We start from the raw sequence: 11752 nt of genomic DNA, 5'->3' as shown, positions 1-11752 counted from the left end.
TCCCAGCTATTTGTCATCTCTCATTAACTTTTCGATGTATGTACGGCTTTTCTTTGACTTAATCTCATGTTCTCTTTTCATTGCATCAGATCTTGTCGAAAATGGTTCTGTATGAACAATCTTCCAAGGGATTCCAGATTTTGTCGATTTCGAATATCCATTATTATGTTGAGTGAATCTGTAGGGTAGATCATCGGTGTGTCCAACATAATATTTGCCGGATTTCAAGCTTTGAAGTATGTAGACTAAATACATCGTGGACTGTAGCGGGATCTCCGCCAAAGGCGGACAAAGAACCGCTGACCTTCCCGATGTCCCAATGGGACATCGGGACGCTCTCCTAGTTATTATTTCTTGTGGACCGTAGCGGGATCGAACCGCTGACCTCTTGCATGCCATGCAAGCGCTCTCCCAGCTGAGCTAACGGCCCCTTAAATAACTGACTAAATATATGAAAGAAATTGAACAAAGAAAATAATTTCTTTATACTATCCTAACTATCTGGGGTGAAAAATGCAGCGTTTTATTTCAATCTCATCAACGAAAATCCGTACTTCGGCACCGACAATTTTTTCCGCATGTTTTGAATTTCATATCAGTAAATATTCAAGAATTAAATATCAAATCAGTGAAGCGTTAATCGAATCTTCGGGAAATGTCATCATTCCAAATTTCCGAACTGTTCGTGAACTTGCATATTCAATCAATACAATCCGAGGAGTGCTTGGTAATACGGAGAAAGAAGTTCGGGCAGGATTTCTGAATGCAGCAGGACTTCTTGATGAGATCAGTCACTTTTTGGTTCGAATATATGATGAACAGGAAAATCCCGGCGTTGTGAAGAGAGCATACAAACATTTGGAGAAAGTGTTTGGTATAGAGCAGTTGGAAAAGACATTATTACAGTTTGTCAAAGAATTTCCTCCAAAATCTGTCTATAAAGATCAGCAAACCGAAAAAGCATATTTTGATTCCGTTACATCGAGTCGTCCGCACAAAGAGATTGCGTTGGAAGAATTGATCATGCTTCATCTTTCGAATATTAATCCGGCACATTCGAAGATCAAAGAATTGTTTGACGATACCAATCTAATTGCAAAAACAAAATATATTGCCATCATCAAGGAATTGGAACAGTTCTTTGCCAAAGAAAAACCGTTCGGTCCTGACAATCAACCGCTGTTGGAAGCATTAAAAAAACCTATTCTTGAACATCCTGATAATATTGAGGCACAATTAGGATTTTTCAAAGAGCGTTGGGGAATTGTACTCTCATCAAAATTTATTGAACGGATTTCCGGAAGTTTTGAATTTTCGAAAGAAGAGGAAAAATTTATCTGGCACACGTTTAACCAATTTCAAGGGAAGCCAAATGTTGAAACGTTTGTTCCCGAGTATAAAAAAGAACGTTTGTTGACGCCGGAAGAACGGAAAAAATTACTACAAAAAGGAACAATTAAACCGGAAGATTATGTCTATGCGGAGCCCGAACAATTTACCCCGGACACCGATTGGATGCCGAATGTTGTCTTGATTGCAAAGAATACCTATGTGTGGCTTGACCAGCTTTCAAAAAAATATCAACGTGAGATAAAACGGCTGGATCAGATTCCCGACGAAGAACTGGATCAACTGGCGCGGTGGAGCTTTACCAGTCTTTGGCTGATTGGCGTGTGGGAGCGGAGCCCAGCATCAAAACGGATCAAACAGATTACCGGAAATCTGGATGCCGTATCCTCTGCGTATTCACTCTATGATTACGAGATTGCACATGATGTTGGCGGGGAAGAGGCATTTCAACATTTGAATCGCCGATGCTGGCAGCGCGGGATTCGGCTTGCCGGGGATATGGTCCCAAATCATATGGGATTATTTTCCAAATGGGTAATCGAACATCCTGAATATTTCATTCAGTCTGAACATCCTCCATATCCGAATTACCGGTTTACTGGAGAAAATCTTTCGCATGATTCGAATATTGAATTACGAATTGAAGATGGATACTGGAGCAGAAACGACGCCGCAGTGGTGTTTCAACGTATTGACCGTCGAAACGGAGAAGTTCGCTATGTCTATCATGGGAATGACGGAACAAGCATGCCGTGGAACGACACGGCACAGTTAAATTTATTGAGAGCCGATGTACGCGAAGCAGTAATCCAAAATATTTTCCATGTGGCCCGAAAATTTTCGGTGATCCGGTTTGATGCTGCTATGACTCTTGCGAAAAAACATTTTCAGCGATTATGGTATCCCATGCTGGGCACATCGGGTGTGCCGTCCAGACAAGACAATGGACTATCCCGTTCAGAATTTGATGCAATGTTTCCCAATGAGTTTTGGCGTGAAGTTGTAGATCGATTCAATGCAGAGATGCCGCAGACGCTTCTCCTTGCCGAAGCATTTTGGTTGATGGAAGGTTATTTTGTCCGAACGCTTGGAATGCACCGGGTGTATAACAGCGCGTTCATGCACATGCTGATGAAGGAAGAGAATCAGAAGTTTCGGGCGATGATCAAAAATACTCTTGAGTTTAATCCTGAGATATTGAAACGCTATGTCAACTTTATGAGCAATCCGGACGAGCAAACTGCCGTTGAACAGTTTGGTAAGGATGACAAGTATTTTGGCGTTGCAACCTTAATGATTACACTTCCCGGACTTCCCATGTTTGCACATGGACAGATTGAAGGATTCAAAGAAAAATATGGCATGGAATATCAGCGAGCATATTATAACGAAACACCGGATGAATGGTTAATTCGCCGGCATGAGCATGAAATATTTCCGTTGACAAAAAAGCGGTTTTTATTTTCACAGGTTCACCATTTTGAATTTTATGATTTTTTGGATGACCGCGGTTTTGTAAATGAAGATGTCATTGCCTATTCCAACCGCGCAGGAACTGAACGGGCGGTCATATTTTTCCATAATAAATTTGCCGAGACACGGGGATACATTAAACACTCACTTCCCAAAGCAGTCAATGAACAGGGGCATCCCCGATCGATAACATTATCGGAATCATTGCAGATTCAATACTCCGAAAATGTCTTTTATCGATTCAGGGATAGGAAATCCAATTTAGAATATCTTCTTTCCGGGAAAGATCTTTCTGACAAAGGAATGCATGTTGAACTTCGGGCATTTGAATATGCCGTCTTCACAGATTTTCAAGAAATTTCCGACAACACCGGAGCATATGCCGGTATCGCAAAACGATTGAAAGGAAGGGGGACGGGAGTTCTTGATTCGATGTTGAAAGAAGTTCAACTGCGGCCATTCCATCGAGCAATTGAACATGCGTTTAAACTTCTTCCCTTAGAATCTGTATCTGAAGAGTATTTAAATATATTTAAAGAGTTGGAAAGACAAATTGGTGGATCGATCGATAGAGAACAAATAAAAAAGAGACATGTCGAATTTTTGAAAAACATTAACGATTATTTTACTGTCAGCAAAAAGGAACAAACAGCATCCCGTCATACGTCAAAAGAAAAGAAGAGAGCTATCACACAGACAGGCGTACCGGCAGGTAATCCGTTGCATTTTGTTTTGTATCATCTGCTGGATGAGTGCAAAAAGATGGCGCTGGTCAATTTACCACAACCCCATTCGTTTGATATTTTACAGCATCTTCATCTGGACGAGGTGATGAAGACATTAATCGTCGATAACGGGTTAAATTACGCCGATGCAGAAAACATGGTGGCTGTACTAAGAAATCTTCTTCGGCAGCATCAGATTCTTATTGAAACACAAAGTGAGCTTTACACTATTGTTGAACAAATGCTGAATGATTTTGAGACCGCGAATTTTCTGGGTGTGAACCAACACAATGATATTTGGTACTTCAATAAAGAGCAGTTCGAAACACTGATGCGATGGGTGTTGACGCTTCAATACTTGTATGCACAAAAAGAGCCGACCACAAACAGTACTACGCTGGTTAGTTTGCAGGCAAAGATGAACCACATCCACGAGGCCTCCGTTGGCTCGGAGTATCAGATAGACCGGTTAAAAGAACTGTTGATTGGTGCGAAAGAAGAAAAAATATCGGCAAATAAAATTATTGAGAAGGGAAACAGCACTCTGAAAGTTTCAAAAGGGAAGGAACGGACAGTTGACAAAGTGAGACGGACAAAAATGAAACTTATCGACAGTGTGAAAAATATCACAAAGAAAAAGTGAATGATTGATTTTTAGAATTTTCTAATTATATTGTACTCGACCTTTGCAATACTTCTTCCCCTGAGTGTTGCAAACTATAGGTCGAGCCAGACGGACCCCCCAACGTCTGGCTTTTTTATGAATAGGGGGAAGGAGAAAGAATCATGACAAAAGCGATTCAAAAAGAAAAACTTACCAGAAAAAAAACGAAACGTATTGATTCCCTCAGTTTGGAAATGATCAATTATCAGATCATTCTTGCCGGTGTGGTTGTAATCATTGCCGGATATTTTGCTCTGAGTTCAAAACCGTGGGACAGTCCCATTGCATTAAACGTAGCACCAATACTGCTCGTGCTTGGATATTGCGTGATTATTCCATTTGGAATTATTTATCGAAAAAAGAAAACTGAAAATGAAGCTGCTGATCAATTAGCAGAACAAGCATAAATTATTCTAAATTCATTGTTTGTTCGTTGCAAAACGCGGTTTTTTTTCTTATATTTGAAACACTTTAAGAAAGTTGATCGCGTAGCTCAGCGGTAGAGCATCTGCCTTTTAAGCAGAGGGTCGATGGTTCGAGACCATCCGCGATCACTGAAATTGCCCAGTTTTGGGCAATTTTTATTTTAAAGCCTGCCGAAAAGTGCCATGTGTTGAAAATTTGTTGAATAGATTTTTTAATGATGCGCACTATCCTATCTACCTACCTATCTATTTCCAACGAGCTTCGGGAAACACTCTGGTAGTGAGAGAGAAATCTGATTGTTTGTTCAGATGTTTCGTACTGCAATGTTGAAAAGCGTTAAAGCGGGTCTCAACATGACATGTTGATTCGTACGAATGATCTGTTTACATTTGCGCAATAAGAATCATGATTGTTTTAGATTTATTAACCAAAAAAACTTTATGAATTACTTCGATGAAATTAATGCAGCAGTGACGGTTTGTGATACAGAAGGAACAATTGTGTATATGAACGATAAATCCCAGGAAGTATTTAAGAATGATGGAGGGAAAGAACTTGTTGGGAAAAGTTTATTCGACTGTCATCCCGAACCTGCGTTGACGAAAGTGAAAGAATTATTATCCTCAGGAACAACGAATATTTATACCATTGAAAAATTGGGAAAGAAGAAGATTATTTATCAATCGCCATGGTTTACCAATAAAACCATTGGCGGTATGGTCGAAATATCAATTGAGTTGCCAACGGAGATGCAACATTTTGTGAGGTCATAAATAATCATATCTCAATATCCGCCATTTACATCTCCAATAAAAATCCTCTAGAACAATTGCGCGAACAGATACATATCCAACGAAAATCGGAGCAAGTGATACGTTTCATAAAGCATTCAATGTATCTTCTTCCACTTTAGATTGTTTCCCGAAGGAGGTTTACGTACGTTATTCATAGCAAGTCATACGGTTTTCATCTCTTTTCCTTTCCTAATATAAGACGATTTGTGGGGTACTCGTCATGTATAAGATTAAAAACATCCTTTGTCCGACAGATTTTTCCGAAGCATCAATCGCTGCCATTCGATATGCGTTGCTCTTTATCAAACACTATAAAGCGACGCTGACATTGTTGTTTGTTGATGAGTATGAACAGACCCCATTGGGGGCGTTCGGATCCGATCCGGAAATGCAGCGGAAGCATCGCGTGCAAAGCTCAGCATTTGCGGATGAACAGTTTCGAAAAATAATTACGATGCTGAATATCGACAAGGACCGAGTAAGGACAGTTGTGAGATTTGGAGCGGCGTATAAAGAGATTGTGTTAGAGGCAGAAGAGGTTGATTATTCCGCGGTGATCATATCTGTCCTTGGAATAGGGAATTCAACGCCGCACCTTATTGGCAGAACGGCGGAACGAATCGTGCGGTTATGTCGTGTGCCGGTGATAACGCTTCGACCTGATAATGAAAATCCCTTTAGCGACATAAAAAACATTCTTGTCCCAACCGATTTTTCGGAATACAGTAATTATTCCTTACCATATGCCATTGCATTCGCATTGGCATTCCATGCAAAATTAATTCTGCTGCATATTACCGATCTTTCTGTCTCTGAAGAATATCTGTCACGCATTCAATTCCCTGATCTGATTACGTACGACGAACGTGCCAAATCCATCGCAGTAGAACAATTTGCAACGCGCGATGTTGAACCGGACAATTCGATTGTCAACGTAGCAGAGGATCGTAAAGTTGATCTTATTGTTATGGGCACTCACGGTGCACGGGGAATGAGAAGGACTCAGATCGGCAATACAACGGAAGAAGTGGTGCGTCGAGTGACAGTGCCGGTGCTGTCTATTACACATCCTGTGCATAAGATGATTTTTCCTCGTCGATTTAATGAGCCATTGGAGCAGATTCCGAAAGTGAAGGATTCCCCAAAAATGAGGAAGGGGATAGAACACGGATAAGAAATTGTTTCACTCACCGAAGCGAAGTGTCTGAAGTAATTTTAGGAAATAGAACGCTGATGACACAGATGGCACGGATTTACGCGGATAAGGAATAGAAAATGTTTACTCATGAGTATTCACTGTTACGATCAGATTCTTCGGTCGTCTAAAAACAAGACGACCTCAGAATGACGAAGGGATAGAATACGGATAACACGGAATGAATGGATTTACGCTGATAAGAAAAAAATAGTTACGATCAGATTCTCCTCCTTCGGCGGACAGGTTCAGTCGTCCCAAATAACGGGACTCCTTCAGAGAATGATCAGTGTGTTGTTACACTGAGCGAAGCGAAGTGTCTGAGGTACGATTTATAATACGCTAAGATCCTCCTCCTTCAGTGGACAAGCTCGATCGTCCCCAAAAACGGGACTCCATCAGAATGACGAGATTCTCCATAATAAGGAGTAATATTTTTTACCGCACTTGAAAATGGCATGTAATTTTTCTTTTTTAGTGTAGTAAACAATGAAAACTCACTTCTTCATATTAATTTTTTCGCTTCCTCTTTTTGGACAACAAAGCCTATTTTCTGACCAATCCTCAGGATTGCCATTAGCATCCACGTATTATGGCAATCATGGTGTGTCCGTGATTGACTTTGATAAGGATGGATGGGACGATATCTTTTTTGCGAACATTGCGCAGACATACACTGCCGATACTTCATTTTGCGTTCTTTTGAAGAACAATAAAAATGGAACATTTACGAATGTGACATCAGCCGCTAAACTGAAAATATTTGGAAGTTATAAATCCGGAGTGTGGGGGGATATCAATAATGATGGGTATGTCGATCTTTTTTTAGCAGAAGCGTACGGGCAAGGGCGCTGTCATTTATTCATAAATAAAAAAGATGGGACGTTTCAAGATCAATCTACGGATTGCGGAATCAATTTTGTTTCGACTGCCGCTATAGCAGCGTTTGGAGATTACAATAATGACGGTACACTTGACCTTTTTCTGGCGACCGAATATCCAGAACCGGATCATTTATATAAAAACATTTCAAATGGATCCACAATCTTATTTCAAGATGTGACAACAAAAGCGGGCATTGCGGGTGCCGCAGATACATCACCGATGCAAGTGACATTCATTGATTATGATAATGACGGTGATCTGGATATTTACAAAGTTCATGACGGATTTCTGGAAAGCAATTTATTCTCCAATAATGGCGATGGGACATTTACCGATGTTTCACATTTGACTGGATTACACGATTACGGCGCGGGGAATTCTATGGGAGTCTATTGGAAGGATTTTGATTTTGATGGATGGGAAGAGGTATACATTACACGAATTGGAAAAGGGGGTTTGTATAAACGACAATCGAATGGCGTTTATAAAAATGTTGCCGAGTCGCTTGGGGTGCAGTTAAACGGAATGTCCTGGGGAATTGTTTGGGAAGATTTTGATAATGATATGGATAATGATCTCTATATGATTAATACGTATGGATTCAACGGACTGGCTAATCTCTATTACGAGTTTGCGAACGGCACATTTCTAGAAAAGAGTGCTCAGTATCAGTTGAATTATCCCTACAGCTTTTATGGTCTTGCTGCCGGGGATTTCAACAATGATGGATATATTGATATGGTGGCATCGGCAACAGATGGGAATAATAAATTACTTCTGAATACAAAACAGAAATCAGGTAATTGGTTCAAACTTTCATTAACAGGAGTATCAATCAACGCGATGGCAGTCGGAGCCAAGGTAACGGTGGTTGCTGGCGGAAAAAGGCAAACAGAGCGAGTGACAGCGGGGAACGGATATGCTTCGCAAATGAGTCCAGTGCTTCATTTTGGTTTAGGTAGTCTTACAACGATTGATACGTTAGAGATTATGTGGTCGAAGAATAATATCCAAAAATTTACTACTGTGGGTGTGAATGTCAATTATCGTCTGACGGAGGGAAGTTCTTTGGTTACCGCTGTTCCCGATAAAGAGCATAATACAATTCCTGATGGATATTCGTTAGGACAAAACTTTCCCAATCCGTTTAACCCATCAACGACCATATCATATCAGATGAAACAGGGAGGATTTGTTTCAATAATAATTTTTGATATACTTGGAAGAACGAAGCAAACGGTCGTGAATACTATCAAAGAGTCAGGGTATCATAGCGTTTCGTTTGATGCATCACTATTACCGACCGGAATCTATTATTATAGAATGCAAACGGGGGATTTTCATGAAACAAAAAAAATGGTGTATTTAAAATAGAGATGCGATACCTTAATTTTTTTTCTGAAAAAGCATTCGTATTCTTATTTTTTCTTTTGCTTTTTGGTGGATGTAATGAAGAAGAGACCATTACTGCAAAGACTGTTGAGCCTACATTCACGAGTATTCAAGCAATTATTTTTACAAACTGCGCACTGCAGAGTTGCCATGGTGCCAGTGCCAAGGCGGGACTAAATTTGAGTAAAGGTTCATCGTACGATAATTTGGTGAATGTTCGGAGTGTTGAAGACAAAAAAAATTTGCCGCCGTTTTATCGGGTAAAACCAAATTCGCCGGATTCGAGCTTTTTGTATATTAAGATCACTTCGCCGGGCCAAGGGCAGGGGGATAGAATGCCGCAAGCCGGTATTTCACTGTCACAAAATGAAATCGCTGCAATCCGGCAATGGATTGCTGAAGGAGCAAAAAACAATTAAGGGTACCTATGAAGAAATATCTTTCCATACTGTTGTTGACTCTGCTGTTCTCGTGTAAACGGGAAACACCCGTTGAACCCGATCCATCCGCAAGCGATGTGCATCTAGCACCTCCGCCGGCAGGGCAGGGTGTGCAGGTCAGTATAGCACCATTTACCGTTAAAGCCGGTGAGGAACTGCAGCGGAATTATTATACAACGCTTCCCTCAGATTCCGATATCTACATCACGAAAGTGCAATTTTCATACAACCCCGGAAGTCATCACTGCAACGTGTTCCGGACTGATTCGGTAAAAAAGACCGATGGAACGTATGATGAAACCTTTAAATCCGTGGACTATACTATGTGGAATATGTTTGCTGCTTCGCAGAAAGAAAATTTCGTCTGGCAGCTTCCGCCGGGAATTGCGATCAAATTAAAAGGAAAGCAGCAGCTATTGATTCAAACCCATTATGTTAACGGGGGTTCGCAGCTTTCACCGAATGGAAGAGGAAAAGTGTTGATCAATTTTTGGACAATTCCGAAATCGCAGGTCACGAATGAAGTGGGTCTTATTTTTGCGAGCAATACATTAATCAATATTCCTCCGAAGGATTCTTTGACCGTTCGGAAGTTTGTTAAAAAAATTCCAAACGATATTAATATTCTCGCAATGACCGGACATTTTCACAGCCGTGGAGTCAGTTTCTGGGCACAGCATTACGAAGCTAATTTTAAAGAAATTTATCGCAATACTGCTTGGAGTGAACCGCCTATTAAAGTATTTGGTGCACCAGAATATCCTTCAACCGGTTATGTATTACCAAAAAATCAGCAGATTGCGTATTACACTTCATATTACAATTCAACGAATGACACCGTCAAAATGGGTCCTCATGTTCTGAACGAGGAGCACTCAAATCTGTTCCTCTTCTTCTGGCCGGCGCCGGCGGATGGTAAGACAATTTACGATATTGATCAAGGTTGGTAACATTGAATCCCGCGAATGCGGGATTTTTTTTTGGATCCAAGGATAGAATGCTGATGATTGGGAAGTGTAAAATGTTGTCACACTGAGCGAAGCGAAGTGTCTGAGGTAATATTAGGAAAATAGAACACGGATGACACAGAAGAAACGGATTTTCGTGGATAAGAAATTGAAAAACTTAGGAACTTATTCTAATACCTTCAGATATTGAGTCACGACAAAAAAGCGTCGGAAGTCAGAATGACCAGTGAGTTGTTACACTGAGCGAAGCGAAGAGTCTGAAGTAATATTAGGAAAATAGAACACGGATGACACAGAAGAAACGGATTTTCGTGGATAAGAAATTGAAAAACTTAGAAACTTATTCTAATACCTTCAGATATTGAGTCACGACAAAAAGCGTCGGAAGTCAGAATGACCAGTGAATTGTTACACTGAGCGAAGCGAAGAGTCTGAAGTAATATTAGGAAAATAGAACGCGGATGACACAGAAGAGACAAATTTTCGCAGATAAGAAATTGAAAAACTTAGGAACTTATTCTAATACCTTCAGATATTGAGTCACGACAAAAAGCGTCGGAAGTCAGAATGACCAGTGAGTTGTTACACTGAGCGAAGCGAAGTGTCTGAGGTAATATTAGGAAAATAGAACACGGATGACACAGAAGAAACGGATTTTCGCGAATAAGAAATTGAAAACTTAGGAACTTATTCTAATACGTTCAGATATTGAGTCACGACAAAAAGCGTCGGAAGTCAGAATGACCAGTGAATTGTTACACTGAGCGAAGCGAAGTGTCTGAGGTACGGTTAATTACTTATGATTAGATTCTCCGACTTCGGCGAACAAGTTCGGCCGTTACCAAGAACGGGACTCCATTTGAATGAAGGGGGAATACAGATTCTGGTCAGTGTAATAATGAAAAGTGTTGAGCAAAAAGAGAGAATTTGAATTTCCAAAATGAATCATAGGTTACTAATGTTATTAATTGTATGTTATTAAAGCAGAATGTTACATTTAATCAATATCATTAGGAGCTCAACGTGAAACTGTATGTAGGGAATTTGGATCGGGAAGTAACAAAAGAAAATTTACAAGAAGCATTTCAACCATTTGGCGAACTTGGCGAAGTAACGGTCATCAGAGATCGATCGAACAATGTTTCCAAAGGTTTTGGCTTTGTAGAGTTTATGAAAAAAGCTGAAGCAGAAGCTGCAATTGCTGCTTTACACGGAAAAGAATTTATGGGACGGACAATGGATGTGAACGAAGCCAGACCAAAAACAGAGAATTCTTCACGCGGTGGTTTTAGCGGCGGAGGTGGTGGTAATCGTGGTGGACGAAGCGGCGGAAATCGCCGATATTAATCTTATCACTACATCGAAATACTAAAATCCTGCCTCGGCAGGATTTTTTTTTGATTACGGCATACAAAAATTTTTTTGCGGCAGAAATAATTC

Annotated in this window: 10 protein-coding genes and 2 tRNA genes; 10 read left to right on the top strand and 2 right to left on the bottom strand. The window is 40.4% G+C overall.

Annotated features, from left to right (window positions below):
* Positions 1 to 6: 6 nt before the first annotated feature.
* Both WDA22_07240 and WDA22_07235 read right to left on the bottom strand, forming a co-directional pair.
* Complete coding sequence (locus WDA22_07240; protein MFA5833253.1) at positions 7 to 255, bottom strand: GIY-YIG nuclease family protein; 249 nt, start codon at positions 253 to 255, stop codon at positions 7 to 9.
* Positions 256 to 357: 102 nt separating this feature from the next.
* Positions 358 to 430, bottom strand: a tRNA-Ala gene (locus WDA22_07235).
* Between the two features lie 83 nt (positions 431 to 513).
* Here WDA22_07235 and WDA22_07230 point away from each other — a divergent pair.
* From WDA22_07230 to WDA22_07185, 10 genes are all read left to right on the top strand, one after another.
* Entirely contained in the window at positions 514 to 4191 is a 3678-nt protein-coding gene (locus WDA22_07230; protein MFA5833252.1) for an alpha-amylase family glycosyl hydrolase, read from the top strand.
* 143 nt (positions 4192 to 4334) lie between these two features.
* On the top strand, positions 4335 to 4619 hold the full coding sequence (locus tag WDA22_07225; GenBank protein MFA5833251.1) for a hypothetical protein: 285 nt from the start codon (positions 4335 to 4337) through the stop codon (positions 4617 to 4619).
* Positions 4620 to 4694: 75 nt separating this feature from the next.
* Positions 4695 to 4766, top strand: a tRNA-Lys gene (locus WDA22_07220).
* Between the two features lie 312 nt (positions 4767 to 5078).
* Complete coding sequence (locus WDA22_07215) at positions 5079 to 5411, top strand: PAS domain-containing protein (protein MFA5833250.1); 333 nt, start codon at positions 5079 to 5081, stop codon at positions 5409 to 5411.
* A 241-nt stretch (positions 5412 to 5652) separates the two neighbouring features.
* Entirely contained in the window at positions 5653 to 6606 is a 954-nt protein-coding gene (locus tag WDA22_07210; GenBank protein ID MFA5833249.1) for a universal stress protein, read from the top strand.
* 510 nt (positions 6607 to 7116) lie between these two features.
* Complete coding sequence (locus WDA22_07205; GenBank protein MFA5833248.1) at positions 7117 to 8886, top strand: FG-GAP-like repeat-containing protein; 1770 nt, start codon at positions 7117 to 7119, stop codon at positions 8884 to 8886.
* 2 nt (positions 8887 to 8888) lie between these two features.
* Positions 8889 to 9323, top strand: a complete 435-nt coding sequence (locus tag WDA22_07200; GenBank protein MFA5833247.1) for a hypothetical protein — start codon at positions 8889 to 8891, stop codon at positions 9321 to 9323.
* Positions 9324 to 9331: 8 nt separating this feature from the next.
* Complete coding sequence (locus WDA22_07195) at positions 9332 to 10294, top strand: hypothetical protein (GenBank protein MFA5833246.1); 963 nt, start codon at positions 9332 to 9334, stop codon at positions 10292 to 10294.
* An 817-nt stretch (positions 10295 to 11111) separates the two neighbouring features.
* Positions 11112 to 11243: a hypothetical protein gene (locus tag WDA22_07190; protein ID MFA5833245.1), complete on the top strand. Its 132-nt coding sequence runs from the start codon at positions 11112 to 11114 to the stop codon at positions 11241 to 11243.
* A 92-nt stretch (positions 11244 to 11335) separates the two neighbouring features.
* Complete coding sequence (locus WDA22_07185) at positions 11336 to 11659, top strand: RNA-binding protein (GenBank protein MFA5833244.1); 324 nt, start codon at positions 11336 to 11338, stop codon at positions 11657 to 11659.
* Positions 11660 to 11752: the final 93 nt, after the last annotated feature.

The organism is Bacteroidota bacterium, assembly GCA_041658205.1.
Classification (GTDB): domain Bacteria; phylum Bacteroidota; class Ignavibacteria; order UBA10030; family UBA8401; genus UBA8401.
Note: the sequence above shows the minus strand (reverse complement) of the source record. Positions and strands in the feature narration are given on the sequence as shown.

Bases quoted from the DNA above. Each gene is read 5' to 3' on its own strand.
- WDA22_07240 (MFA5833253.1), bottom strand. From the start codon at position 255: ATGTATTTAGTCTACATACTTCAAAGCTTGAAATCCGGCAAATATTAT.
- WDA22_07230 (MFA5833252.1), top strand. From the start codon at position 514: ATGCAGCGTTTTATTTCAATCTCATCAACGAAAATCCGTACTTCGGCA.
- WDA22_07225 (MFA5833251.1), top strand. From the start codon at position 4,335: ATGACAAAAGCGATTCAAAAAGAAAAACTTACCAGAAAAAAAACGAAA.
- WDA22_07195 (MFA5833246.1), top strand. From the start codon at position 9,332: ATGAAGAAATATCTTTCCATACTGTTGTTGACTCTGCTGTTCTCGTGT.
- WDA22_07200 (MFA5833247.1), top strand. From the start codon at position 8,889: ATGCGATACCTTAATTTTTTTTCTGAAAAAGCATTCGTATTCTTATTT.
- WDA22_07190 (MFA5833245.1), top strand. From the start codon at position 11,112: ATGATTAGATTCTCCGACTTCGGCGAACAAGTTCGGCCGTTACCAAGA.
- WDA22_07215 (MFA5833250.1), top strand. From the start codon at position 5,079: ATGAATTACTTCGATGAAATTAATGCAGCAGTGACGGTTTGTGATACA.
- WDA22_07205 (MFA5833248.1), top strand. From the start codon at position 7,117: ATGAAAACTCACTTCTTCATATTAATTTTTTCGCTTCCTCTTTTTGGA.
- WDA22_07210 (MFA5833249.1), top strand. From the start codon at position 5,653: ATGTATAAGATTAAAAACATCCTTTGTCCGACAGATTTTTCCGAAGCA.